Origin of the sequence: Dyella sp. SG609 (assembly GCF_012275375.1) — a bacterium.
Lineage (GTDB): Bacteria > Pseudomonadota > Gammaproteobacteria > Xanthomonadales > Rhodanobacteraceae > Dyella_D > Dyella_D marensis.
On sequence record NZ_JAAZQJ010000002.1, the window covers coordinates 326,387 to 351,082 of the forward strand.

A 24,696-nucleotide genomic window follows, 5' to 3' on the forward strand; every position below is an offset into this window, starting at 1 on the left:
TAAAAGCCTCGCTGCACCGCCATCGGGCGAAATCCTGGCAATCGGCGGGCAAGCGCCTCGCCGATGCCAACCGGGAGGCTGCCTCAGATCAGCATGCCGCCGGATACCTCGATGCGCTGCGCATTGACCCAGCGATTGTCCTCCATCAGCAGCGAGGCGATCATCGGGCCGATATCGTCCGGCAGGCCGGGGCGTCCAAGCGCGGTAGATTCCGCCACGCGACGGTTGATCTCGGGATTGTCGCGCACCATGCCGCCGCTGAAATCGGTTTCCACCGCGCCGGGCGCCACCGTGTTGACGGCAATGCCGCGCGGGCCCAGCTCCTTGGCCAGATAGCGCGTCAGCACTTCGACCGCGCCCTTCATCGAGGCATACGGCGCGCTGCCGGGGAACGAAAAGCGAGTCAGGCCGCTGGAGATGTTGACGATACGGCCGCCGTCGTTGATCAGCGGCAGCATTTTCTGGGTGAGGAAGAACACGCCCTTGAAGTGCACGCGGTACAGGCTGTCCATGTCTTCTTCCGTGGTCTCGGCGATCGGCGCGTGGTGCGAGGTGCCGGCGTTGTTGACCAGGTAGTCGAAGCGCTCCGCACCCAGCGCGGCCAGCGCCTTGCGCACCTCGCCGACGAAGCCGTCGAACTGCGCGGTATCGCCGGTGTCGAGCTGCAAGGCGATGGCTTTGCGTCCGGCTTCGGCGGCTAGCCGGGTTACCTCGGCGGCCTCCGCCTGGTTGGCGCGGTAGGTAAAGACGCTGTCCACGCCGCGGCGCGCGAGGTGCAGCACGGTGTTGCGGCCGAGGCCACGGCTTCCGCCGGTGACGATGGCGATCTTGTTTCCGGTGACGCTGGTATTCATGGCAGACCTGCGGGGAGGAGGAAAACGGCGGCAAGCTTAGGCGCCGCCAGCGCCGCATCGAATGCCGGAACCGGCCGTGTTCTTGCCCGATCCTGCTCGGGCCCCGTTGCCGGGGGCGAGAATGGCGCTAGCATCCATTGCATGCATACCGGGGATTGCGCCATGGCTGACACGCTGATCGATATCGTCAAGCGCCATACCGGCGGGCGTGGCGGCGAAGGCTTCCACGAAACGCCGATCAAAGGCGTTTCGTTCATCCGCGCCGATCGACGGCAGCAGCATCCCACGCACCTGGTATCGCAGCGGGTGCTGTGCGTGGTGGTGCAAGGCGCCAAGTGCAGCATCTTCGGTGGCCGGCGCTACGACTACAGCGCCGGACAGGCGCTGGTGGTCAGCGTGCACATGCCGGGCCTCAGCCGCGTCACGCGCGCCAGTCCGGCGGAGCCTTATCTGTGCGTGGTGATCGAGTTCGATCCCGCGGCGATGCGCGAGATGCTGGAGAGCATGCCGGCGCCGCCACCGCTGTCGGGCAGCGCGCAGCGTGGCATCTTCGTTGCCGACTTCACCGGCCCCACTACCGAATGCGTGCTGCGCCTGGCGCGCCTGCTCGACACGCCGGACGCGATTGCGGTGCTGGCGCCGATGATCAAGCGCGAACTCTGCTACTGGCTGCTGGCCGGGCCGCATGGAGGGGAGATTGCCGATGTGGTGCTCGGCTCCGGACATACCCAGCGCATGATGAAAGCCCTGCACCGCCTGCGCGACCAGTTCCGCAAACCGGTGCGCATCGACGAGCTGGCTGCGATTGCCCGCCTCAGCCCATCGGCCTTCCATCGCCAGTTCAAGGCGCTTACGGCGATGACGCCGCTGCAGTACCAGAAACAGCTGCGCCTGCTAGAAGCGCGCGATCTGATGATGGCGGGCGCAGCGAACGCGGAATCGGCGGCCTACCGCGTGGGCTACGAAAGCCCTTCGCAGTTCAGCCGCGAATACGCCCGGATGTTCGGCGCGCCGCCGCGGCGGGATGTGGTGGCTTTGAGCACGGCGGTAGCTTGAGGCGCGGCACCGGCCTCTCGTGAAAAACGAGTGAAATGACCTCCCGCATTCGCTTCTCGGGGGCAGTAGGTGTACGGTGAATCTTTCCCGCCCGCGGAGACTGCGATGAACCAGCCCCCGAAAGACATCTCGCTAGCCGAAATCCACTCTGCCTACGCGAGCAAGCCGGTGGACAAGAAAAAAGCCCCGGTGGGCGAGAAAGTGAAGAGCTATACCAAGTCCAACCACTACGACCGCGACCCGAACCATACCGGCGAAGCGCCGTCCAAGCCGGACGTCAAGCGTCCGGGCACCCGGAAGTAACCCTGCCACTCCGGGACATCTCTTCCGCGCATATGGCCGCCCCGCCCCAGGCCGCGTCCCACGGGACTTCCGGCACGGGCGGGCCGGCGGTGAAGCCTGGGTAGACTCGCCCACCTTCCCAACGCAACCCGCAGCCCATGTCGGATACCTCGGTCTTTCTGGCGCATGCGGGGATCGCGGCGCTGCTCGCCCTGGGCATTCTTCTCCTACCCATCCGTACGCAAGGGCGGCGGACGCTGTCGGCCATCGTGGTGGGCGCGTGCCTGCTTCTGGGCCTGGCATGGCTGGCCGGCGTGGCGCTGTTGCCGGTGGTGCCGGATGCGATGAAGAACCTCCTGCGCCAACTGACGAGCGGCACCGTGTCACTCGGCCCGTGGCTGGTGGGCATGGCGGCGGTGGCGACGGTCGATGCGGCCAGGCAGCGGTCCCACGGCACGCAGGCTGCCGCCAGGCTGGCCGCGGCGCTATCGGTTTACGTCGCGCTCAACTTCATCGGCTTCGAGATCGGCAAGGCCCTGCACGATGCACAGATGCGGCAGTTCTTCCAGGCTTCCGGTTATCCGGTGTGGTCGATGTACGTGGTGATGGCGGTCGAAAGCCTGTGCGCCTTTGCACTGCTGCTGCGCCCCCTGCGCCCGGTGGCGGCAGCGGTGCTCGCGCTGATGATGCTCGGCGCCATCGCCACGCATGTGCGCAACGGCGATCCATTCGGCGATGCGCTCGATGCCCTGCGCATGCTGCTGGCCGCGGCCTGCGTGCTACTGCTGGCGCAGCGGCTCAAAGCACGCGGGCGATTCCGGGGATAAGCCGCAGGATCGCCGTGGTCAGCCAGCTGAGCAGCACGGCTCCCACGAAGACGATCAGCGCCTTTTCGAACGCCGGCAGCGGCCGGTCGAGCAGCGTCCACTGCAGCCAGGTCACGAACACGTAGTGCACCAGATAGATGCCATAGGCATTGCGCGACAAGCTGTTGCCGATCCGGCCGCCGCGCTTGAAAAAACGCAGGAACAGCGCGAGGAAGGCGATGCACGACACCGCGCAGGAGGCGACGAAGGCGAGGTTCTCCGCAATGCGCCAGATATCCGTTGACGCTGCCGCGCCCTGCGCCTTGGCCAGGCCCATCTGAATGGCCACCAGCAGCACGTACACCACCGGCGCCGAAACCAGCCAATCCCGCCATTGCCGCGCCAGCGGGCCATCCGGCGCGAGCAGCCCTTGCTCGAACGTCATGGCACCCATGCCGATGCCCACTACGAAGTACAGCGCATAGATCGGCGCGCGGCTGATCTGCACGAAGAACGGGCCGAAACTGAGCCAGGCCTGCGGATCCACCGTATGCGTCGCCGGCAGATAGACCAGCGCCGAAAGGCCCGCCAACACACCGAACAGCACGATCGGCTTCTGCCCTGTCAGCCGGCGCCCGAGCGCCGCGCCGGCTTTCGGCGCAAGCGCATACACGCCCGCAGCAAGCACACCGAACACCAGCAAGACCCAGAGAAACCAGGCCGGCCCCGCCGGCCACACGCTCAAGCGCATCCAGTCCTGCAGAAACGCCAGCACACCCAGGCCGCCACCGCCGCCACCGCTTATCCGCCAGGCCGGGTAATACGCCAGCGGCGCGAGCACGGCGGCGGCATACATGAAGGGCACCGCAAGGCGCAGCAGCCGCTCGCCGATGAAATCCACGGCGCCGCGGCGCGCCAGCGCAGGCCACACGAACAGGCCGGAGACCAGGAACATCAGCGCCATGAAGAACACGTCGTTGAAGCCGACCACCCACTCCGCGCCGGGCAGGCGCACGCTGTCCACCACCGGGAAGGCCGTCCAAAGCAAGGCCGGCGCGTTGAACGGAGCCGCCGGCGGCGCATAGGGGTGATAGGCGAGCAGGCTGTGATGCAGCAGCACCAGGAGCGTGACGAAGGAACGCAGTCGATCCAGGGCTACGTTGCGCGGCGTGGCGGTCATGGGGCTCGCGGTGGAAGGAGGAGGATGGCGGTGAGAAGGCAGATTATCGTGCCGTGCGGCCGCCTTCCATCAATCGCCCCTCCACCGAGACGATAAGGCCCTAGAAATACGCGGACGTTTAAGCGGGCGGACTCCATTTCTGCGCAACCAGCCATTCGCTGCGCAGCACCGCGGCATAGATTTCCCCCGCCTTTGCCTTGCCGCCCGTCGCTTCCATGATCGCGTGCGTGCGCGCGGCCTGTGCGGTGAGGCCAGGCTTGCGCCTCGCTTCGCCCAGCAGCTGCCACTGCCCCGCAGCGGTCTGCTTCAGCACGACGAAACCAGGTGACACAGGTTGTTGCGAACGTTCGGCCATGGGAGCGTCCTCGGTTTTCGCGGCGAATACATGTCGCCGGCTGCTCCGATGGTTCATCATGCCGCTCTGCCATGACAACCCACGCGAGGAACCCACCATGAAACTCGGCATGATCGGCCTGGGCAGGATGGGCGCCAATATGGCGCAGCGGCTGATGCGCGGCGGCCACGCCATCGTCGGCTTCGATCCGCAACCGGCTGCGCGCAAGGCGCTCGAAGACAAGGGCGCCGCCTCGGCGGAATCGCTGGCCGCGCTGGTCGCCACCCTGCCCGCGCCGCGCGCGCTGTGGCTGATGGTACCGGCGGGCGATCCCACGGATGCCAGTCTCGATACGCTGCTGCCGCTGCTCGCCGCGGGCGACACCGTGATCGACGGCGGCAACTCCTACTACAAGGACACCCAGCACCGCGCGAAGCGCTTCGCCGAGCACGGCATCGCCTATGTCGACAGCGGCACCAGCGGCGGCATCTGGGGCCTGGACGAGGGCTACAGCCTGATGATCGGCGGCGACGAAGCGGCGGTCGAGCGCTTGCGTCCTGTTTTCGAGACGCTTGCGCCGGCGCCCGATCGTGGCTGGGCGCGCGTCGGGCCGGTCGGTGCCGGCCACTACACCAAGATGGTCCACAACGGCATCGAGTACGGCCTGATGCAGGCGTATGCCGAAGGCTTCTCGATCCTCAAGCACAAAGCCGAATTCGCGCTCGACCTGCACCGGATCGCCGAGATCTGGCGCCACGGCAGCGTGGTGCGTTCCTGGCTGCTCGACCTCACCGCCGACGCGCTGGGCAAGAACCCGGAGATGGCCGGCATCGCGCCGTACGTGCCGGATTCCGGCGAAGGCCGCTGGACGGTGGACGAGGCGATCGAGCTCAATGTGCCCGTGCCGGTGATCGCGCAATCGCTGATCGAACGCTTGCGTTCGCGCGACAAGGAATCCTTCGCCGACAAGCTGCTGGCCTCCATGCGCAACGAGTTCGGCGGGCATGCCGTCGCCAAGGAATAAGCACTACCTGGCGAGCAGCGCCTTGGCGCGGGCGTAGACCCCGTCCGCGGTAAAGCCGAATTTCTCCAGCAGCACTTCGGCCGGCGCCGACGCGCCGAAGTGCTCGATGCCCAGCATGTCGCCGCGCGGGCCGATATAGCGTTCCCAGCCCTGGGACACGCCAAGCTCCACGGCCAGCCGGGCGCCGACCGAAGGCGGCAGCACCTCGTCGCGTTGCTCCTGGCTCAATGCGTCGAACAGTTTCCAGCACGGCATCGACACGCAACGCACCGCCACGCCATCGCTTTGCAGGCGTTCCGCGGCGGCCACGATCAGGCTCACTTCCGAGCCGCTGGCGATCAGGATCAGCTCGGGCTTGCGGCCCGGCGTATCGAACAGCACGTAGCCGCCGCGGCGCAGGCCGTCGGCCGCCGCGCAGCGCTCGCGATCCAGCGTGGGCACCTTCTGCCGGGTCAGTGCGAGCAGCACCGGGCGATCCTTGGTTTCCATGGCCACGCGCCAGGCCACCGCGGTCTCGTTGGCATCGGCGGGGCGGATCAGCAACAGGTTGGGAATCGCGCGCAAGTTCGCCAGCTGCTCCACCGGCTGATGTGTCGGTCCGTCCTCGCCCAGCGCCACGCTGTCGTGGGTGAACACGTGGATCACGTGCAGTTTCATCAGCGCCGCCAGCCGTACCGGCGGCCGCATATAGTCGGAGAAGATCAGGAAGGTAGAGCCGAACGGAATCATGCCGCCATGCGCCGCCAGGCCGTTGGCGATGGCGCCCATCGCGTGCTCGCGCACACCGAAGTGGACATTGCGGCCGGCATAGCTCCAGCCGGCGGAGTCGGTGCCTTGCAGGTCGGCGCCCTGCGCCGCGCCGGGATGGAAATCGCCCTGCCCCTTCAACGCCGTCATGGTCGACGGATCGAGATCGGCCGAACCGCCGGTGAAACCGGGTACTTTCGACACGAAGGCGTTCATCACCTTGCCGGAAGCATCGCGCGTGGCCATGCCCTTGGCGTCGGCTGGAAAGCTGGGAATGCCGGCATCCCAGTCCTTGGGAAGCTCGCGCCGGATCAGCAGCTGCAAGTCCTCGTGGAGGCCCGGAAAGGCCTGCGCGTAGGCCGCCATCCGTTCATTCCACGCCGCCTCCCACCGCTCACCGCGCCGCTGCGCCTGGCGGAAATGCGCCAGCGCATCGTTGGGAATCAGGAAGTCCGGCTCCGTCGGCCAACCCAGCTTCTGCTTGGTCTTGCGCACGCTCTCTTCGCCCAGCGGCGAGCCATGCGCCTTGAACTGGTCCTGCTCCGGCGAACCATAGCCCAGGTGCGTGCGCACCAGGATCATGGTCGGCCGCGTGGTCTTCGCGCGCGCGGTCTCCAGTGCCGCGTCCAGCGCGATCAGGTCGTTGCCGTCCGCCACCGCGATGGTATGCCAGCCGTAGGCATCGAAACGGCGCCGCACGTCCTCGCCGAAGGTGATGTCGGTGCCGGCGGAGAGCGTCACCGAATTCTGGTCGTACAGGCAGATCAGCTTGCCCAGCTTGAGGTCTCCCGCCAGCGACGCGGCTTCGGAGGCCACGCCTTCCATCAGGTCGCCGTCACTCACGAGGGCATAGGTGCAGTGGTCGATCACCGTATGCCCGGGACGGTTGTAGCGCGCCGCCAGTTGCGCTTCGGCGATGGCCATGCCCACCGCATTGGCCATGCCCTGCCCCAGCGGGCCGGTGGTGGTTTCCACGCCGGGCGTGTGGCCGCGTTCCGGATGTCCCGGCGTCTTGCTGCCCCATTGACGGAATTGCTTGATGTCGTCCAGCGAGAGGTCGAAGCCGGTGAGGTGCAGCAGGCTGTAAAGCAATGCCGAGCCGTGGCCGGCCGAAAGCACGAAACGGTCGCGGTCGAACCAGTCCGGGTTGGCCGGGTGGTATTTCAGCCAGCGCGTCCACAGCACGTAGGCCATCGGCGCCGCGTCGAGCGGCAGGCCGGGGTGCCCGCTGTTGGCTTTCTGCACCATGTCCACCGACAGGAAGCGGATGGTGTTGATGCATTTCTGGTCGAGATCGTCCGCCATGCGGGTCACCTGATGTCGTGAAGGGGAATGCGCCGCTCAGGCGCCAGCCAGCCGCCCGCTCTTTTCGGCGATGCGCTGCAGCAGTTGCTTCCAGGACTTCACGAACGAAGCCGCGCCTTCCTGCTGCAGCTGCTGCGCGAGCGCGTCGATATCCACGCCGGCATCGGCAAAGCGCGCCAGCACCTGTTCCGCATCGCCGCCGTCGGTGCGCATGGCGCTGCCGACCGTGCCGTGGTCCGCGAACGCGAGCAGCGTCTTGTCGGGCATGGTGTCGATGGTGTCCGGCGCAGCCAATGCCTCGACGTACAAGGTGTCGGAGGCCTTCGGGTCCTTGCTGCCGGTGCTGGCCCACAACAAACGCTGCGGACGTGCGCCGGCCTCGGCCAATGCCTGCCAGCGCTTCGACGCCAGCTGCTCCCGGTAGGCCTGGTACACGCGCCCGCCGATCGCGATGCCGAGCCGGTTGCGCAATTCCTCCGGCACCTTGTCCTGCACCGCCACGTCCCAGCGGCTGACGAACAGCGAAGCGACCGAGCCCACGCGCGGATCCAGCCCGGCCTCCAGGCGGCGTTCGATGCCGCGCATATAGGCTTGCGCCACCGCCACGTATTGCTCGCGCGAGAACAGCAGGGTCACATTGATCGGCACGCCGGCGTAGATCGATGCTTCGATCGCCGGCACACCCTCCGGCGTGCCGGGAATCTTTACGTAGAGATTCGGGCGCTGCGCCTTGTCGTGGATGTCGCTGGCGGAACGGATGCTGCCTTCGGTGTCGTGCGCCAGCAGCGGCGACACTTCCATCGACACCCAGCCATCGGCCTGCTGGCTCGCCTTGAATGCCGGACGGAACAGGTCGGCGGCACGGCGCAGATCGTCCAGCGCCAGCTCGATGAAAAGATCCTCGCCGGCCAGGCCCGCGCGCGCCTTTGCGCGGATATCGCCGTCGTAGGCGCGGCCTTCGCCGATGGCGGCGTTGAAGATGCTCGGGTTGGAAGTAAGCCCGGTGATCGACAGTTCGTCGATATAGCGGCGCAAGCTGCCGTCGTCGAGCATGTCGCGGGTGATGTTGTCCAGCCAGAGGCTCTGGCCGAGCTGGCGCAATTGCTGGATGGGCTTCATGGTTGGCCTCGAAGGGATGCTGGCGGCTTCGACATGGCGGCGTGGTCTGCGCTTGGGCATGCGTTCCGGCCAGGGCAAAGCTGGACTGTGCTGCAGCCGCCGTTAAATCCAGGCATGCAACGCGCCCACGCCATGCATGCGCGCGGGCTCGCGTCCGCTTCGGCGGGTACGGCGCAGGGTCACGAAGGCGTAGCAGCGGCGATACATGCTTCAGGCCTTGAACGGGCGTGGCAAAAGAAATGCCAACCGCGCCGACAAGGAAACACTGTGTCATCCACGAAGCGCTGTGACTTTGGCGCCGCCGGCGATACGCTGGCTGCCTTTGCGTAGCATGCTCGGCAGCTGCGCAGAGACCTCAGCCTTCATCCACGGAGTGCACGCCATGACCGACAAGATCGTTACCAAAGACGGAGTCGAGATCTTCTACAAGGACTGGGGCAAGGGGCAGCCCATCGTCTTCAGCCATGGCTGGCCGCTGTCCTCGGACGACTGGGACGCCCAGATGCTGTTCTTCCTGGACCACGGCTACCGCGTGATCGCGCACGATCGCCGCGGCCACGGCCGTTCCACCCAGACCGACACCGGCAACGACATGGAGCATTATGCGGCCGACCTCGCCGCCCTCACCGAGGCGCTGGACCTGCGCGACGCCATCCATATCGGCCACTCCACCGGCGGCGGCGAAGTGGCGGCCTATGTGGCGCGCCACGGCCAGAAGCGCACGGCCAAGATCGTGCTGATCGGCGCGGTGCCGCCGATCATGGTGAAGAGCGCCAACAACCCGGGCGGCACGCCGATCGAAGTGTTCGACGATTTCCGCAAGCAGCTGGTGGCCAATCGCGCGCAGTTCTTCCTGGATATCCCCGCCGGCCCGTTCTACGGCTTCAATCGCCCGGGCGCCAAGGTCTCCGACGGCATTGTCCGCAACTGGTGGCGCCAGGGCATGATGGGCGGCACCAAGGCCCATTACGACTGCATCAAGGCCTTCTCGGAAACGGATTTCACCGAGGACCTGAAGAAGATCGAGCAGCCCGCCCTGGTGCTGCACGGCGACGACGACCAAGTGGTGCCGTACCAGGATGCCGGCGTACTGTCGGCGAAGATCCTGAAGAACGCCACCTTGAAGATCTATCCCGGCTTTCCGCACGGGATGGCGACGACGCATGCGGATGTGATCAATAACGACATCCTGAGCTTCATCAAAGCTTGATGTGCCGATGGCGGCTTCGTGGAAGCACGAGGCCGCCTATCTCTGATGGCACGTTGTCCACCGGCATGATCCCCTTCGAACTGCCTCCCGGCCTGCTCAGTAAAGCGCAGCCAGCACGATACCCGCCGGCACGACTACCAGTGCTGCCGCCAGCAAGGAACGACGGCGGGCCCCGGCGAAAGATCGTCCCGATAGCCACAGCGTTCCCATCAGACACGCGATGCCGAGCAGCAAGATGGTCGTCGAAACGTCGTGCTGTCTTTTGATGACGGACTCCGGCACCGTCGGCGCCGGATCACCGAACTGCGACATGACGCCGTACCAGGCCAGCAGCCAGCCAAGCATCACCAGCGCCAAAGCCGTATTGGCGGATCGCCCCATACCCGCTCCCCCCGTGGACAGCCATTCCCATCCGTCGCCCAGGGCCCTTCGGCCGCCTTCTACGCGACCGCTTTACGGCCCAGCCCGAATACGTAGTACAGCACCGTCAACGACACCAGCCACAGCGGCCCGACCACCAGGGCCACGCGCGTGTCGGGAAAATAAGCCATCAAGCCGACCACCAGCAGCAGGAACGCCAGCGCCAGATACGAGGCGTAGGGAAAGAACGGCATGCGGAAGACCAGCTGCTCGCGTGCCGCATCGCTCAGGCTGCGGCGGTACTTCATCTGCGTGATCAGCACGATGCCCCAGGTCCAGATCGCGCCGAAGGTCGCCGCCGAGGTAACCCATACGAACACTTTCGCCGGCACCAGGTAATTGAGCAGCACGCCCAGCAGCAAGGCCACGAGCGACACCAGGATCGCCCGGTTCGGAATGCCGGTGCCCGATGTCACGGCAAACGTGCGCGGCGCCTGCCCTTGCTGGGCCAGGTTGTAAAGCATGCGGCCGGTGCTGTAGATGCCGCCATTGCAGGACGACAGCGCCGCGGTCAGCACCACGAAGTTGATGATGCCCGCGGCCGACTTGATGCCCAGCCGCTCGAAGGTCATCACGAACGGGCTGCCCTGCGTGCCCAGCTCGTTCCACGGGTAGATCGACAGGATCACGAACAGTGCGCCGACATAGAAGATCAGGATGCGCCAGAACACCGAGTTGATCGCATCGGGAATGGATTTCTTCGGGTTGTCCGCCTCGCCCGCGGTAAGGCCGATCATCTCCACGCCCAGATACGCGAACATCACCATCTGCAAGGCCATCAGCATGCCCTTGGCGCCGTTGGGCATGAAGCCGCCATGCGTCCACAGGTTGCTGATGCCGGTCGGCACGCCCTGGTTGCCAAGGCCGAACACGATCATGGCGCCGCCGCCGAGAATCATGAGCACGATGGTCACCACCTTGATCATGGCGAACCAGAATTCGAACTCGCCGTACGCCTTCACCGCCGCCAGATTGACCGCGCCCATGGTCACCAGCGCCGCCAGCGCCCAGATCCACTGCGGCACATCCGGGAACCACACGCCCATGTAGACGCCCACCGCGGTGATCTCCGCGATGCAGGTCATCAGCCACATGAACCAGTAATTCCAGCCGGTGAGATAACCCGGCAGCGGCCCGAGATAATCCTGCGCATAACGGCTGAAGGAGCCGGCCACCGGATTCTGCACGGCCATTTCGCCGAGCGCGCGCATGATGATGAAGATCGCCAGGCCGCCGAGCACGTAGGAAAGCAGGATGGCGGGGCCGGCGAGCCGGATCGCATTGGCGGAACCGAGAAACAGGCCCACGCCGATGGCCGAACCCAGCGCCATCAGGCGGATGTGGCGCTCCTGGAGGCCGCGTTGCAACGAGTCGTTGGTGTGCATGAGGAGTCCGTTGGAAGGGCGGTAGGTCTTTGCTGTCTGCTGCCTGCGAACTACTTGTGGTCCCGGCGGAAGAGCTCCCACTCTTCGATCCGCTCACCGCCGGGCAAGGTGCAATAACCCGTTTCCCCACCGTCCTTGCCTTTGGCGATGTCCAGCTTGCCGCCGAGCTGCTGGCAGTAGACGGAGGCGGGGTTGGCCATCTGCGCGGAGCGTGGCGGGGTTGCCGGTTCCCGTTGCGAGGCGCATGCGGCAAGCAAGCCGGCGAAAGTCGCGAGAATGAGCAGCTTCATGGCCCGATGCCCCTGGGAGGATGGTTGGCGGAGTCTACGGCGGTGAGGCTTGGCGGAACACCCTTGGCGTGTATCCGTGGCCTCATGCTCCCGACCTGACCTCCGAATCCGGCCATGCGAGCTGCCACATGACTGGAACCGGGAAATAAGCATCGAAATGAAGCTTGGCTTCGCCAGCCAGCGAAGTATGGAACCTTTGCGCCCGACTCAGGACATCCTCGCCCCGCCCCATCCGCCAGAACATATCCGATGGCTCGATATCCGGATGCGCCAGCCACGGCGGCACCTGAAACGGTACCGGCCATGGCGCCAGCTCCGCTCGAACCTGTTCGAGCAACTCCCCAAGCCGGTTCCTGCCGCTGCCGTCGCCGCCATCGGCCCAATAGCGATCGTTCTTCGTATGTTCGACCAGCGTGGCACTCCCCGTAGAGGCCAGTGCCGCGGCAAGTGCAGGATGCTGCTCGAACTTTGCGCGCAACGCTTTCAGCATCACGCCATCGCGCAACACATTCCATTCCGGCCTGAAAGAACGATGGCGCTCACGCCCCAGCTGCGCGGCCAGGAACGGTGTCCTGGCATCGGCCACGGCATCGACGTCGGCTGCGTCGGAGAATTTGGCCGCCTGGAAGAAATGCTCCGTCGTCGACCAGACGCGGCCCTCGATAAGAACCGAATGCCTGGAGAAGTTGGAAAAACAGCCGTAGGGTTTGTCCGTTTCGTAGAAGAATATGTCGACCATCGATGCTCTCGCCTGTTCGCCCTGCGCCGGAGGAGCTAACGCCTGACATCCCGTTAATTAAGGGCCTGGAGCATCGTCACTCCTTATACCCCCTTGGCCATTAGAGAAACGAATGCCTCCAATGGCCATTTCTTGCGTGACGACACCTGTCCGTCCCCCAGCTCTATGAGCCTGGATCCACCCTCGGTAGCTTCGACTATATCCACAGAAAAGAACGGACTTTCTATAAGCCCCGCCAGGCTCCGTACGATATCCGGCACTTCTCCTTCCCTTGAATAACCCTGTCCGCGAAAAACGAAGTATCGCTCTTCAGTATCAGGCTTCAGCTGCTCGTACTTGCGTATGCAAACGCCGCCCTCGATCTGCCCACGGTATTGCTCGATAAGCTGCACGATCTCACCGATCTCCGCGGCAGTGGCTGCCACTGATCCGCGCATGGTCGTAAGAGACTTGACGTAGTCTTTGACAAAGTACGCGGGCCACGCGTGGCCAGAAACCGCCGCAGCAAAATCGGCATCCCTCGATACGAATATCGTCTCCGGGGTAAAACCCTCGCACTGCTGATACCACTCTGGCAGGTGATGGCAAAGGCGATACTGCTCAGGAGTCGTCACCGAAATCCCGCCTTTGGCTCGAATGGCTTCACACAGGCGCGCATAGTCACCGACAGTAAGCATCCAGCCTCGATATAGAACCGGCTCTCCATCAGGCCAGGGCTGCCATAGCTTGAAAACGCCCTGGTCGAAGTCCAGCGACGAAAACAGCGAACAGGCCAGGCCGGCCTCCTGCATCGCACGGTATTCGTCCGCGTACTCCGCATCCGGAACACGCTTATCGAATGGATCAGAAGGAAACAGCAGATGCATGGGTCCCCTCTCCCTGAGCCCGAGGAAGCCTCAAATTCAGCGACTTAACCCAGCGTCCGCACCCGAAAATTACGTCCCTTGATCTTGCCCGCGCGCAGACGCTCCAGCGCCTTGCTCGCCAGGGATCGACTTACAGCGACGTAGGCCCGGGTGGCAAACACATCGATCTTGCCGACGTCGTCCGCCTTCAGGCCGGCGTCTCCCGTAAGCGCACCGAGGATATCGCCAGGACGAAGCTTGTCCTGCCGCCCCGCATCGATCACCAGCGTTTTCATCGGCGCCAGGTTCAAGGTCTTTCCGCGCGGCGCCGAAAGCTTGAGCGCATGCCACGCCAGCGGCTGGCCGAGCACCTGCTCGATATTGTCGGCCTTGGGCTTCTCGCGCGGCGTGCACAGCGTGATCGCCAGGCCGGTCTGCCCTGCGCGGCCGGTGCGGCCGATGCGATGGGTATGCGTATCGGGATCGTGCGCGATGTCGTAGCTCACCACCAGCGGCAAGGCGGTAATGTCGAGTCCGCGCGCGGCCACGTCGGTGGCCACCAGCACGGCGCAGCTGCGGTTGGCGAATTGCACGAGCACTTCGTCGCGGTCGCGCTGTTCCATGTCGCCGTGCAGGGCGAGTGCGGAGAAGCCGCGCTGGTCCAGCTCCAAGGCCACGGCATCGACATCGCGGCGCATATTGCAGAACACCAGCGCATGCTGGCCGCGTTCGCCGGTAAGCAATTGCGCCAGCGCATCGAGCTTGCGCGCAGGATCCACCTCGACGAAGCGCTGCTCGATAGCGGGCTTGGTATCGGCCGGCGCCGCCACCGTGATCTCGACCGGATCGCGCTGCAGGCGCCGGCTCACCTCGCGGATGTCTTCCGGATAAGTGGCGGAGAACAACAGCGTCTGATGGTGCTTGGCGATGCGCCCGACGATATCGTCGATGGCCTCGCTGAAGCCCATGTCCAGCATGCGGTCCGCCTCGTCCAGCACCAGCACCTGGATGCCGCCGCCATGCAGGCTGCCGCGCTTGAGGTGTTCCTGCACGCGGCCCGGCGTGCCGACCACGATGTGCGGATCGTGCGTGAGCGAAGCCAGCTGCGGCCCCAGCGGCATGCCGCCGCACAGGGTCAGCAGCTTGACGTTGGGGATATTGGCGGCGAGCTTGCGGATGGACTTGCTGACCTGGTCGGCCAGCTCGCGCGTCGGACACAGCACAAGCGCCTGCAGGCGGATCGTCTCCACGCTCAGCGACTGCAGCAGGCTGAGGCCGAAGGCGGCGGTCTTGCCGCTGCCGGTCTGCGCCTGGGCGATCACGTCGCGCCCCTCCAGCATGGGCGGCAGGCTCTGCGCCTGGATCGGGGTCATCTCGTCGTAGCCCAGCGCCTGGACGCTGGCGAGCAAGGCGGGCTTGAGGGGGAGCGTGGTGAAAGCGGTCATGCGGCATGATCGCACGGGCAGCCCCATAAGACATGTCCTAGCGCCAGGAAACTCCTGCTGTCGGCGGACTCCCGGCTTGCGTAGGGGAACGCCTTTTTATGTAGTCCTGCCCAGAGACGCCCGCCAAATTTGCAAAACTTGTGGATGAAGCGACATTGATCGCTGTATATCGATGCTATACAGTACGCATCGATCGTCCATCCGTGATCGCCAGGCTATCGACATGGCGTAATGAGGCCCCAAAGCCTCATGCACGGGCTCAACCAGTCTCTGGGGCAGGCAGATGATCAGGAGTTTTCGCCACAAGGGCGTAAGGAAATTCTATGAGACCGGCTCGATCGCAGGCATCCAGGCGCATCACCGATCGCGCCTGCGCATCCTGCTTACAGCGCTGGATGCAGCCGTCGCGCCCTCCGACATGGGGGCGCCAGGCTGGGAGCTTCATCCGCTGAAAGGCGAGTTCGCAGGGCTTTGGTCGGTCAAGGTCAACGGCAACTGGCGGCTGACCTTCGCCTTCGAAGGCAAGAACGCCATCCTGGTGGACTATCAGGACTATCACTGAGGAAACATCATGTCCCGCATGCACAACCCCGCCCATCCCGGTGAAGTACTGCGTGAATACCTCGGCGAACTTTCGGTCACGGAGGCGGCTGAGCGCCTTGGCATCACGCGGGTTTCCCTCTCCCGCATCCTCAACGGCCGCAACGGCATCTCCGCCGACATGGCCCTGCGCCTGGAAGCGGCGCTCGGCACCAGCGCGGAAATGTGGACGACGATGCAGGCTCAGTTCGACCTGTGGGAGGCGCGGCGCAAGAAGCGTCCGAAGATCGTGCCGTTTCCGCCGGCGGCTGCCTGAGCGGCTGGCGGCATCGCCGTCACCTCTCCGGCCAATACCAAGCCGGCTCGTCCAACTCCCTCAGCCCCACCACCCGCGTCTGGCTCAGGTTCTTCTCCAGCGCCACCACGTTGCAACCCGGCGCATCCTCCAGCGCTGCGATCAAGCGCCCCGCGTGCGACACCACCCATACCTGGCTGCGCTTCGAAGCCTGCACGATCAGCCTCGCCAAGGCCGGCAGCAGATCCGGATGCAGGCTGGTCTCCGGCTCGTTCAGCACCATCAGCGGAGGCGGCCTGGGGGTGTGCAGGGCGGCGATCCAGAGCAGGTAGCGCAGCGTGCCGTCGGAGAGTTCGGCAGCGGAGAGCGGACGCAGCAGGCCGTGCTGCGAGAACAGCAGATTGAAGCGGCCACCGCCGGTCTCGACATGGACGGAGCCGCCCGGAAAGGCATCTTCCACCGCCGCGGCCAGCGCCCGCGTATCGCCGATCTCGACGATGGTCTGCCAGGCCGCCGCCAGATCGCCACCGTCGTGGCTGAGCACCGGCGTGCGCGTACCCAAGGGGGTCATGCGTGCGGGAGCATCGCGGTCGGAACGGAAATGATCGTAGAAGCGCCATTGGCGGATTCTCTCGCGCATCACCATCGCTTCGGGCGCACGCTCGGCGTCGGCCAGCTGGGCAAACAGGCTCTCGAATACGTTCAGATGTTCGGCCATCACGCGCCAGTTGCGGCCCTCCTTGGTGCGGGCCAGCGCGCCGCGGCGATCGATCAGTACGTTGGCTGGCCGCAGGAAAGGCCCTGCCCAGATAGCTTCGCGCTTGATTTCCGGATCGAACTGAAAAACCGATGCGCCGGCCGGCACAGGCAGGCCCAGGTCGATGGCATAGCCAAAATCATCACCGGCAAAACCCAGCTTGAGCGCCACCGGCTCCTGCCGCGGCAGCCCCTGGATCGGTATCTCGCCGGTAATCATGCGGCGCGTGATCTTCTCCGGCCCCGCCCACAAGGTGGACGACAAACCACCCTCACGCGCCAGCGCGCTCACCACGCCGCCATGCGCGGTTTCCGCCAGCAGGCGCAGGGCGCGGTAGAGGTTGGACTTGCCGCTGCCGTTGGCACCTGTGATGAGATTGAGCCGGCCGAGCGGGATGGTGAGCGAGCGCAGGGAGCGGTAGTTGGCGACGGCCAGGGTGTTGATCATGGGTGCGTCCAGGCGAGGGCCCGCCTGCGCGGGATGCCGGGAGCTTCCGTGGCTGTTGGCTCACTTCATGAGACAGCGTCAAAAAAAGCAGGCGCCCATAAGGCCTATGACGCGAGCGCCTCTTCGTATATCGCAAGATCATGGGGCGAGAAGCAGCAAAAGATCACTTCCCGTATCGCTTGCGTCTCACCCAAGGTCGCACGCACCGTCGCAACCGCAACACCCGCTGCTAGTTCGATCGGGTAGCCATAGATGCCGGTGCTGATGCTGGGAAACGCCAGCGTCCCGGCGCTATGCTCTATCGCCAGTTGGATCGAACGCCGATAGCAGGAAGCCAGCAGAGCCGCCTCCCCTTCCCCGCCGCCACGCCAGACCGGCCCTACGGTATGGACGATATGCCTTGCGGACAGGCGGTAGCCCTTGGTGATCTTCGCATCGCCGGTCTTGCAGCCGCCCAGCAGGCGGCATTCATGCACCAGCTCGGGCCCGGCCGCCCGGTGAATGGCGCCATCCACACCTCCGCCACCGAGCAGGGAGGAATTGGCAGCATTGACGATAGCATCGACGTCGAGGGTGGTGATGTCGGCGCGGATGGCGCGGAGAACGGAGGTCATCGGGTAACTCCCTGCTCAATAAGCGCTCACCGCGACGGACAGCACCATGCCGCCGACCTGATCATCCCGATCAAACCGGATGGTGACATCGCGGTCGCGACGGGTCGCTACGTAGCCGAATGTCAGGTCGATGCGGCTCAAGTCGGTGCCCCAGCCAAAGCGCGTGCCAGGCGACAGGCAAGCCATCGCCAGAAGGGCGTTATTGCCGGCGAACTCGACATCGCCACGCGCCATCAGGTCATCGCATGCCGCCTTGGCAGGGGCGTAGCCATCATGGTCGCAATACTTGGCTGAGAACGCGTTCTCCTTCATGCCTTTGAAGGGACCACCCCAGGATGTGTGGAATTCGAACTTGCGGGTTTCTTTCGCCCGCACCGAAACCACGAATGCGCGCAGATGAGGGCATAACGTGTCCTTCGGCATAGCCGACACGCGCGGGCACCACACAAGGGCCGCGCAAAAAAGGCCAAGGATCGAAGACCTGGCGAAGCTGCTGTTCAAATCGCCCCCTGCGCTGTCCGTATCGATTCGCCGATATATCCATTCAATTCACACCTGCGCGCTGGTGGCGCAGGGCAAGCCAAAAATACCCTGCCGCGCCCCCACCGAGACCAAAGCATATGGCCGCGGTATAGCCTGCAGGGTTAGCAAGACTCAAGGTATCGGCGAGGTAGATAAGCGTTGCCGCCAGCGCCACCTGCCCCGCCCATACGCGCCAGGCTTTTCGAAGCATGCCTGCAAGCGAAACCCGTCCGACGAAAACGAGTACGACGGCCGAAGGGAGCCATAGGGCAGCAAGCAGGAAGGTGATCAGGATGACCGCGAACATTTTGCCCTCATTGCGATGAATGGACTTGCCATATCTATGACGGCCCTGTGGCGCCAAAAGCTCACTGGGATGTGGCACCGAGTCGCTCAAGATAAGCGCAAAACATATCCGCCATGGCATCCGCATATGCCTTGATCTCATGTTCCGTCCGCGGACTCTCCGAAAACTCCTTCCCCACCGCACTCATCGTCGCCTTCACCAGCTCCCCCGCCAACTCCCTCTTAGCCTTAGGCGTCTCAGGCAACACCTCCCGCATGAACGCCTGCATCGCCCTCTCTCCGGAAGCCTTCACCTCCTTCGCCTCCGGCGCATCGCGATAAAGCGGCGCGGCGTCGCTCAGCGCCACGCGCATCGCGGCCTCCTCGCATTCGGAGCGGATAAAGGCGTGGATCAGGGCGCGCAGACGATCGAGCGGCGCCCTGCTCTTGTCCTGCAATATCTGGTGCAGCAAGCCCGTGGTCTGCTGCCATTCGTCGCTCTGCAGCCGGAACAGGATCGCTGCCTTGTTCGGGAAATACTGGTAAAGCGAGCCGATGCTGACACCTGCCTTCTCGGCCACCCGCGCCGTGGTGAAGCGGTGCGCGCCCTCCTTCGCCAGAACCTGAGCAGCCGCTTCGAGAATGGCCGCCACCAGCTCGTTCGAGCGGGCCTGTTTGGGCTGTTTTCGCGAGGAAATCCTGGGGTTCTTGGGTTCGCTCATGGCCGCTCCGGCAATGCGAATAGGAAAACTGACGAATTACTCGCATTCTAATCCGGCCCCGCAATACCCACGCAAGTACCGGAGAAAACCCATGAGCACCCTCACCACTGCCCCGCTTGCCCCGCTGCTGGACGACCTGTTCGCGCAGTCCCAGGCGAACAGCCCGAACTGGTCCGATTTCCCGCGCGAGGAACTGAACCGGCTGATGCACAGCAAGACCGAGTATCGCGATCTTTATGAACGCATGAAGGATTTGTGGCTTCCCGTGTCGCGCGAAACGGCGCAACTGCTCTACATGCTGGCGCGCAGCACCCGCGCGAAGACCATCGTCGAATTCGGCACCTCGTTCGGCATTTCCACCCTGCACATGGCCGCGGCCTTGCGCGACAACGGCGGCGGCCGCCTGATCACCACCGAGTTCGAGCCGGCCAAGGTGGCGCGGGCGCGCGAGCACCTGAAGGCCGGCGGCGTGATCGACCTGGTGGAGATCCGCGAAGGCGACGCGCTGACGACGCTCCGCACCGGCCTGCCCGATGCGATCGACCTCGTGCTGCTCGATGGCGCCAAGGCGCTCTATCCGGACGTACTCGCCCTGCTGGAAAGCCGCCTGCGCCCCGGCGCCCTGGTGGTGGCGGACAACGCCGACTACAGCCCGGAATACCTGGAACGCGTGCGCGCCCCGGCCAGCGGGTACATGTCGGTGCCGTTCGCGGAAGACGTCGAGCTGTCGATGCGGCTCGGCTGATGGAGCACTGACCGGCCTTAGAACACGGCCGCGGAGGACAACCATGAGCAACAGTCTGCTGCTGCATATCCTTGCTCTGGCGGAACAAGTCGAGCCCGACCGCGAGGCGATCTGGGAGTGGTTCTTCCGGACGCCCATTTCGCCTTACGGCAGGACGGCTTATGAGCTGGGAACAGACGATCGTGGGGATATCGTCATTGCGTTCCTCGAGCGGGTGCTGGACGAAGCCGACAAGGTACCGACCGTCGATCACAGCCCCTATGGCGTCATCCCGGCGTAGGCCGGGATCCAGTGGCGTCAACGCGTGATGGACGCCAGAGCGATCTGCGCTTCGCTGAAACCAAACGCTACCGCCGCTGGATCATGGCCTACCCCAGGATGACGCGCGGCGCACCTATCTCACCGACCGGCTCGAAGCAGCATACCGGGCCGCCGACCCAACGCCCGGAACACCCATGACTTCCACTCCCGCACGCGACCCCGCACAGGGCCGCCTCCTTCTGCTGACCGCCATTCTGTTTATTTCCTACCTGTGCATCGGCATCGCCCTGCCCATCGTGCCGGTCTACGTCACCACCCGGCTGCAACTCGGCAATGCCTGGGCCGGCCTCGGCATCGGCATTGCGTTTCTCGCCACCATCGCCACGCGCGGCTATGCCGGCGGCATCTCGGATCGCCGTGGCGCCAAGCTCGCGGTGGGACGCGGCCTGGCCTTCTATATGGCTGGCGCGCTGGTTTCGCTGATCGCCGACGTTTCCTTGCCGTCGGCATGGATCGCCTATGCAGGCCTGCTCGCGGGGCGCTTGCTGGTCGGGCTCGGCGAAAGTCTGGTCGGCGTCGGCATCGTGGCCTGGGGCATCGGCATCGCCGGCCCTGCCCGCTCCGGCCGCGTGCTCGCCCTGATCGGCGCGGCCATCTACGGCGCGCTGGCGGTGGGCGGGCCCATCGGCGTGGCGCTGCTCGGCCGTATCGGCTTTGCCGGCGCGATGGCGATCAGCGCCGTGCTGCCATGCCTGGGATTGCTGGCCATCGCCTTTATCGACGGCGTACCGGCGCATCCGGATACCAGCCGCCCTTCGTTCCTCAGCGTGATGAGCCGGATCTGGCTGCACGGCTCCATCGTCTGCCTGCAAGGCATCGGCTTTGCCGCGATCGGCGCATTTTTCACGCTGTACTTCCTCGACCGGCAATGGAGCTATGCGGGACTCGGACTGACCGCCTTCGGCACCGGCTTCGTGCTGATGCGCGTGTGCTTCGGCCATCTGCCGGACCGCATGGGCGGCCTGCGCGTGGCGATCGGCTCGCTGGCCATCGAAGCCGTCGGGCAGGTGCTGATCTGGGGCGCGCACGATCCCGCGCTCGCCTTTGCCGGCGCCTTCCTTACCGGACTGGGCTGCTCGATGATCTTTCCGGCGATGGGGCGCGAAGTGGTGCAGCTGGTGGAACCTCATCTGCGCGGCACGGCCCTGGGCGGTTTTGCGGCATTCCAGGATGCCGCTTACGGCCTCACCGGCCCGTTGGCCGGATTACTGGCCGACCGGGCGGGATACGGCAGCGTGTTCCTGATCGGCGGCGTGGCGGCAGGCATCGGCTTGCTGATCGCGGCAAGTCTCCGCCACGCACGTGCCGTCGCGCTGGAAAGATGACAAAAGCCACCACGGCGCGCTGGCCATTCGGTCGATACCGGATGCTGCCTGCAGCGGGCTAGCATCGGTGCGTTTCGCGCCACGCCAAGGAGTGCACCGATGCCACGAAACCTCCGCCTCGCCGCCCTCGCCCTCGCGGCGCTCGCCGCCACGCCATGCGTGGCGCAGCACGACCACCGCTCCATGGTGCCGAACGGCTGCCAGCCGCTGGGCACGCACAAGGTGGGTGATACCGGTTGCTATATCGTCGCGCAGGAGTCGATGGCCGATCCTCCGGCCGGGCCGCTGTACTGGCATCTCGATACCTTCGCCGATGCCAGGGCGGCGCGCACGGCGCGCGGCAGGAACGGCAGCGTGATCGAAGCCTTCGGGCAGGTGTGGCTGCTGACCATCGCCGAAGAAAGCTGGCGCCCGGAAGGCGGCCGGCACGTCGCCACGATCGGCCCGTTCACGCCGCCGACCGACGGCGTGCAGACGGCGACTTATATGGTCGCCACCACCGACGCCACCATGGATTCACTGCCGCATAGCCATCCCGGCCCGGAAGTCTTCTATGTCGTCGAAGGCGCGCAATGCCTGGAAACGCCGGATGGCACGCAGACCCTGCAGGCGGGCGAAGGCAGCGCCGTCGCCGCCGGCGTGCCGATGAAACTCTATGGCGCGGGAGATACGACGCGCCGCGCACTGGTGCTGGTGCTGCACGACGCCGCGCAGCCCGCGGTCATGCGCAATCCGCCGTGGAAACCCAAGGATCTGTGCCTGGCGCAGGGCGGAAAAACGCCGGGCGGCGCGATCAGCCAACCGGAATATCAATCCGCTCGATGAATTTCCGCCGCGGAAACCATTTCACGCCCGCATCGCGCAGCTTCGTGGCCAGCTTGGGCATGGCCTCCAGCGTGGCGGGAATGGACTGGTAGACGTTGGTCGCCGCGGTTTCCCAGCGCGCGAAATGCATGTCGCCAAGCGCCTGCTTGAACTGCTCCATGGTGATCGGCTTGCCCATGATGCCGGCGCGGGCCGCCATGGGATGCACGATCTCGAACAGCAGGTCGTTGCGGATATTGAGATGCAGAATGCAATCGTCGTAGCGGCGCTGCACGGCTTCCACCTGCACGATCAGGTGGGCATCGCCGCGCTCCACCAGAAAAGTCAGGTCTTCCGCGCGCTGGCGCGCATGGCTGCTGGGCGGGTTGGGAAACGCGCGCAGGTTGGAGATCTGGTGCCAGGTGTCCTTGCCCTTGGTCAGCTCGGCCTGCACGGTGGAGAGGTAATGCGCCTGCGATACCAGCACCAGGATGGCGCGGTTGATCGCGCCGGCGCGCAGCTCCTCGCGCCGCATGGCTTCGTTGATGCCCTGGTATTTGAAGGCGAGGATCGCGCCGAGCAGCGTGCCCACGAAGGGGAACGTCCAGGTCGCCAGGTCCTTGGGCGCGACGGCTTCCGTGTAGAACGCCACGGCCACCAGCAGCCCTACGAACAGCAAGGCAAGCAGCGCGAGCAGCCCACCACCTACGCCAGACAGTCTCATGGGATCACCCTTCGGTCACCAGTCCGGTCCCCCTGGTCGATCGACGATGTTCGCACAGCATAGTGTGAAGGCGCCGGCGGGCCGGCCCTCGACGGCAGCCGAAGGGGGTTGCCGTTCAGCCAATCGGCGTTGCGCTTATTTGCCGCCGTTCTCGATGCTGTGGTGGTCGTAGCTGACCACGCGCGTCAGCTGCCACTGGCCGTTCTGGTAGCGCCAGATATGGAGGAACTTGCCCTCGCCCTGGCAGGTCTTGCCGCCGATCTGGCAGAAGCGGTGCGTGCCCGTTTCGATCGCGCCGTAATCCTTGATCGGATACACCTCCAGCGTGCCGACCAGCTCGCGCCGCACCTTGTGGCAGATATTGCGGCGGGTGGCTTCGACCACCGGTTCGCGGCCGAGCATCAGGCCGCCGTTGTCGTGATAGAACTCGATGTCGGCGCTGAAGAAATCGCCGAAGGTCTTCAGGTCGCAGCTGTTGTAGGCATCGAAGACTTTTTTATCGAGCTCGTTGACGGTGCGCACCAGCGCATCGCCTTGCGGAATGGCGGCGGGCGTCGCGGCATGGACAACGCCGCCAACGAACAGCGGGACCAGCCAAAGGGCAAGACGGCGCATATCGAACATGGAACGCTCCTGGTCGGCGGTTGACCCCTGAAGCCTAAGCCTTGGAGGCCTTCCGCACAGCATGCCTGATGGCATCCCGCTTCAGCCCTGCAGTTCGGCCAGCCGGCGGCGCAGCTCCTCGTTCTCCGCGGTCAGCTCGGCCACGCGCTGCCGCAGCATCAGCAGCTCCTCGCGCTCGTCCATTTCCGCGGACCCGGCGGCGGCCTCGCCTTCTTCCTGCTCTTTTTTGCGCGGCTTGCGCTTCGACTCGCGCGCCCGCTTGGCCGCCTCCTTCAATTCCTTTCCGCCCGCCTCGGCCGCCGCGCGCTGTTCTTCGGCGGGAAGGCTGGCCACGGCGGCGGCGGCATGGATCGACAGCACGCCGGACTTCACCGCGGCCACCACTTCCTCGGTGGCCTGCTTCTGGATCTTCTCGATCAGGCCGACCTGGCTGTGGCTGAGGCGCGCCTCGCGGGCGAGGTCTTCGCGGCTGGGTACCGGCTCGGGCGACGCAACCGGCGTTTCCGCGGCCGCCGCTTCGGCGGGTGCTTCCGGCGCGGCATGGACCTCGAAAGGCGGCGTTTCGTCTTCGGCTTCCTTTACCCGCCCGCGCCGCGCCGCCAGGATCTCGCGCTTGCGCAGCGCCAGCACGCCGCGCTGGAACGGCGACACGCTGCGCCGGCCCAGGTGCTGCTCGATCATCCACAGGTGCACGTCTTCCATCGACTGGAAGCGCGTGTTCTGGATGGTCTGGAACGGCAGGCCGTGCTTGCGGCAGACGCTGTAGCGGTGATGGCCATCGACCAGGGTGTCGCCCCACAGCACCAGCGCGTCGCGGCAACCCTCGGCCAGGATGCTGCGCTCCAGCGCCTCGTACTCGTCGGGCGTCATGGGATCGATATAGGCCTTGAGTTCCTCGTTGACGACCAGGTCCGCCATCGCTTGTCTTCC

30 protein-coding genes are annotated in these 24,696 nt (G+C 65.3%); 11 read left to right on the plus strand and 19 right to left on the minus strand.

Features of this window, described 5'->3' with window-relative positions:
* Positions 1 to 83: 83 nt before the first annotated feature.
* Entirely contained in the window at positions 84 to 854 is a 771-nt protein-coding gene (locus FHW85_RS04705) for an SDR family oxidoreductase (RefSeq protein ID WP_168647529.1), read from the minus strand.
* A 162-nt stretch (positions 855 to 1,016) separates the two neighbouring features.
* Between FHW85_RS04705 and FHW85_RS04710 the strand changes: the two genes are divergently transcribed.
* From FHW85_RS04710 to FHW85_RS04720, 3 genes are all read left to right on the plus strand, one after another.
* On the plus strand, positions 1,017 to 1,910 hold the full coding sequence (locus FHW85_RS04710) for an AraC family transcriptional regulator (protein WP_168647530.1): 894 nt from the start codon (positions 1,017 to 1,019) through the stop codon (positions 1,908 to 1,910).
* 105 nt (positions 1,911 to 2,015) lie between these two features.
* The gene (locus FHW85_RS04715) at positions 2,016 to 2,213 is read left to right on the plus strand and encodes a hypothetical protein (protein WP_167257453.1); all 198 of its coding nucleotides are present in this window, start codon (positions 2,016 to 2,018) and stop codon (positions 2,211 to 2,213) included.
* Positions 2,214 to 2,350: 137 nt separating this feature from the next.
* Positions 2,351 to 3,019, plus strand: coding sequence for a DoxX family protein (locus tag FHW85_RS04720; RefSeq protein ID WP_168647531.1), 669 nt, complete (start codon positions 2,351 to 2,353; stop codon positions 3,017 to 3,019).
* Here FHW85_RS04720 and FHW85_RS04725 read toward each other — a convergent pair.
* Both FHW85_RS04725 and FHW85_RS04730 read right to left on the minus strand, forming a co-directional pair.
* Positions 2,991 to 4,178, minus strand: a complete 1,188-nt coding sequence (locus tag FHW85_RS04725) for an acyltransferase (RefSeq protein ID WP_168647532.1) — start codon at positions 4,176 to 4,178, stop codon at positions 2,991 to 2,993. The two genes, FHW85_RS04720 and FHW85_RS04725, sit on opposite strands and share 29 nt — an antisense overlap.
* A gap of 118 nt (positions 4,179 to 4,296) precedes the next feature.
* Entirely contained in the window at positions 4,297 to 4,533 is a 237-nt protein-coding gene (locus tag FHW85_RS04730) for a hypothetical protein (RefSeq protein WP_167257456.1), read from the minus strand.
* 97 nt (positions 4,534 to 4,630) lie between these two features.
* Between FHW85_RS04730 and gnd the strand changes: the two genes are divergently transcribed.
* The gene (gnd, locus tag FHW85_RS04735) at positions 4,631 to 5,536 is read left to right on the plus strand and encodes a phosphogluconate dehydrogenase (NAD(+)-dependent, decarboxylating) (protein WP_168647533.1); all 906 of its coding nucleotides are present in this window, start codon (positions 4,631 to 4,633) and stop codon (positions 5,534 to 5,536) included.
* Between the two features lie 3 nt (positions 5,537 to 5,539).
* Here gnd and tkt read toward each other — a convergent pair whose 3' ends face one another.
* Both tkt and tal read right to left on the minus strand, forming a co-directional pair.
* Entirely contained in the window at positions 5,540 to 7,588 is a 2,049-nt protein-coding gene (tkt, locus tag FHW85_RS04740) for a transketolase (RefSeq protein ID WP_168647534.1), read from the minus strand.
* Between the two features lie 36 nt (positions 7,589 to 7,624).
* Complete coding sequence (tal, locus tag FHW85_RS04745) at positions 7,625 to 8,707, minus strand: transaldolase (protein ID WP_168647535.1); 1,083 nt, start codon at positions 8,705 to 8,707, stop codon at positions 7,625 to 7,627.
* A 382-nt stretch (positions 8,708 to 9,089) separates the two neighbouring features.
* Here tal and FHW85_RS04750 point away from each other — a divergent pair, with 382 nt between their 5' ends.
* The gene (locus tag FHW85_RS04750) at positions 9,090 to 9,917 is read left to right on the plus strand and encodes an alpha/beta hydrolase (protein WP_168647536.1); all 828 of its coding nucleotides are present in this window, start codon (positions 9,090 to 9,092) and stop codon (positions 9,915 to 9,917) included.
* 96 nt (positions 9,918 to 10,013) lie between these two features.
* On the opposite strand, the gene FHW85_RS04755 is transcribed toward FHW85_RS04750, so the two are convergent.
* The 6 genes from FHW85_RS04755 to dbpA all read right to left on the minus strand — a co-directional run bounded on the left by FHW85_RS04755 (position 10,014) and on the right by dbpA (position 15,041).
* A complete protein-coding gene (locus FHW85_RS04755) occupies positions 10,014 to 10,298 on the minus strand; it encodes a hypothetical protein (RefSeq protein ID WP_168647537.1) in 285 nt (94 codons plus the stop codon).
* A 59-nt stretch (positions 10,299 to 10,357) separates the two neighbouring features.
* A complete protein-coding gene (locus FHW85_RS04760; protein WP_167257463.1) occupies positions 10,358 to 11,722 on the minus strand; it encodes an amino acid permease in 1,365 nt (454 codons plus the stop codon).
* A 50-nt stretch (positions 11,723 to 11,772) separates the two neighbouring features.
* Positions 11,773 to 12,012, minus strand: coding sequence for a DUF333 domain-containing protein (locus FHW85_RS04765; protein WP_167257464.1), 240 nt, complete (start codon positions 12,010 to 12,012; stop codon positions 11,773 to 11,775).
* A gap of 82 nt (positions 12,013 to 12,094) precedes the next feature.
* Positions 12,095 to 12,751, minus strand: coding sequence for an NADAR family protein (locus tag FHW85_RS04770; protein WP_168647538.1), 657 nt, complete (start codon positions 12,749 to 12,751; stop codon positions 12,095 to 12,097).
* An 83-nt stretch (positions 12,752 to 12,834) separates the two neighbouring features.
* The gene (locus FHW85_RS04775) at positions 12,835 to 13,617 is read right to left on the minus strand and encodes an ATP-grasp domain-containing protein (protein WP_168647539.1); all 783 of its coding nucleotides are present in this window, start codon (positions 13,615 to 13,617) and stop codon (positions 12,835 to 12,837) included.
* 44 nt (positions 13,618 to 13,661) lie between these two features.
* Positions 13,662 to 15,041 (minus strand): ATP-dependent RNA helicase DbpA, encoded by a 1,380-nt coding sequence (gene dbpA / locus FHW85_RS04780; protein WP_168647540.1) that lies wholly within the window; start codon positions 15,039 to 15,041, stop codon positions 13,662 to 13,664.
* 283 nt (positions 15,042 to 15,324) lie between these two features.
* Between dbpA and FHW85_RS04785 the strand changes: the two genes are divergently transcribed.
* Together FHW85_RS04785 and FHW85_RS04790 are read left to right on the plus strand one after the other, a co-directional pair.
* Complete coding sequence (locus FHW85_RS04785; protein WP_168647541.1) at positions 15,325 to 15,603, plus strand: type II toxin-antitoxin system RelE/ParE family toxin; 279 nt, start codon at positions 15,325 to 15,327, stop codon at positions 15,601 to 15,603.
* A 9-nt stretch (positions 15,604 to 15,612) separates the two neighbouring features.
* Positions 15,613 to 15,897 (plus strand): HigA family addiction module antitoxin, encoded by a 285-nt coding sequence (locus FHW85_RS04790; RefSeq protein WP_167257467.1) that lies wholly within the window; start codon positions 15,613 to 15,615, stop codon positions 15,895 to 15,897.
* Between the two features lie 19 nt (positions 15,898 to 15,916).
* Here the strand turns inward: FHW85_RS04790 and FHW85_RS04795 are convergent, their stop codons facing one another.
* The 5 genes from FHW85_RS04795 to FHW85_RS04815 all read right to left on the minus strand — a co-directional run bounded on the left by FHW85_RS04795 (position 15,917) and on the right by FHW85_RS04815 (position 19,223).
* Complete coding sequence (locus FHW85_RS04795) at positions 15,917 to 17,080, minus strand: AAA family ATPase (RefSeq protein WP_168647542.1); 1,164 nt, start codon at positions 17,078 to 17,080, stop codon at positions 15,917 to 15,919.
* Between the two features lie 104 nt (positions 17,081 to 17,184).
* Positions 17,185 to 17,694 carry an O-acetyl-ADP-ribose deacetylase gene (locus tag FHW85_RS04800; protein ID WP_168647543.1) on the minus strand — a complete coding sequence of 170 codons (510 nt, stop codon included), beginning with the start codon at positions 17,692 to 17,694 and terminating at the stop codon, positions 17,185 to 17,187.
* 15 nt (positions 17,695 to 17,709) lie between these two features.
* The gene (locus FHW85_RS04805; protein ID WP_168647544.1) at positions 17,710 to 18,195 is read right to left on the minus strand and encodes a hypothetical protein; all 486 of its coding nucleotides are present in this window, start codon (positions 18,193 to 18,195) and stop codon (positions 17,710 to 17,712) included.
* A gap of 43 nt (positions 18,196 to 18,238) precedes the next feature.
* Complete coding sequence (locus FHW85_RS04810; protein ID WP_168647545.1) at positions 18,239 to 18,523, minus strand: hypothetical protein; 285 nt, start codon at positions 18,521 to 18,523, stop codon at positions 18,239 to 18,241.
* Positions 18,524 to 18,584: 61 nt separating this feature from the next.
* A complete protein-coding gene (locus FHW85_RS04815; RefSeq protein ID WP_167257471.1) occupies positions 18,585 to 19,223 on the minus strand; it encodes a TetR family transcriptional regulator in 639 nt (212 codons plus the stop codon).
* Between the two features lie 91 nt (positions 19,224 to 19,314).
* On the opposite strand from FHW85_RS04815, the gene FHW85_RS04820 reads away from it, so the two are divergent.
* The 4 genes from FHW85_RS04820 to FHW85_RS04835 all read left to right on the plus strand — a co-directional run bounded on the left by FHW85_RS04820 (position 19,315) and on the right by FHW85_RS04835 (position 22,439).
* Positions 19,315 to 19,968 carry an O-methyltransferase gene (locus FHW85_RS04820; RefSeq protein ID WP_168647546.1) on the plus strand — a complete coding sequence of 218 codons (654 nt, stop codon included), beginning with the start codon at positions 19,315 to 19,317 and terminating at the stop codon, positions 19,966 to 19,968.
* Positions 19,969 to 20,011: 43 nt separating this feature from the next.
* A complete protein-coding gene (locus FHW85_RS04825) occupies positions 20,012 to 20,248 on the plus strand; it encodes a hypothetical protein (protein WP_168647547.1) in 237 nt (78 codons plus the stop codon).
* A 175-nt stretch (positions 20,249 to 20,423) separates the two neighbouring features.
* Positions 20,424 to 21,614 (plus strand): arabinose transporter, encoded by a 1,191-nt coding sequence (locus FHW85_RS04830; protein ID WP_167257474.1) that lies wholly within the window; start codon positions 20,424 to 20,426, stop codon positions 21,612 to 21,614.
* 99 nt (positions 21,615 to 21,713) lie between these two features.
* Entirely contained in the window at positions 21,714 to 22,439 is a 726-nt protein-coding gene (locus FHW85_RS04835) for a hypothetical protein (RefSeq protein ID WP_168647548.1), read from the plus strand.
* Here the strand turns inward: FHW85_RS04835 and FHW85_RS04840 are convergent.
* The 3 genes from FHW85_RS04840 to FHW85_RS04850 all read right to left on the minus strand — a co-directional run bounded on the left by FHW85_RS04840 (position 22,408) and on the right by FHW85_RS04850 (position 24,684).
* Entirely contained in the window at positions 22,408 to 23,142 is a 735-nt protein-coding gene (locus FHW85_RS04840; protein WP_168647549.1) for a hypothetical protein, read from the minus strand. The genes FHW85_RS04835 and FHW85_RS04840 overlap by 32 nt on opposite strands.
* A 135-nt stretch (positions 23,143 to 23,277) precedes the next feature.
* A complete protein-coding gene (locus tag FHW85_RS04845; protein ID WP_208399863.1) occupies positions 23,278 to 23,766 on the minus strand; it encodes a nuclear transport factor 2 family protein in 489 nt (162 codons plus the stop codon).
* An 81-nt stretch (positions 23,767 to 23,847) separates the two neighbouring features.
* Positions 23,848 to 24,684 (minus strand): plasmid replication/partition related protein, encoded by an 837-nt coding sequence (locus FHW85_RS04850; RefSeq protein ID WP_168647550.1) that lies wholly within the window; start codon positions 24,682 to 24,684, stop codon positions 23,848 to 23,850.
* Positions 24,685 to 24,696 lie beyond the last annotated feature (12 nt).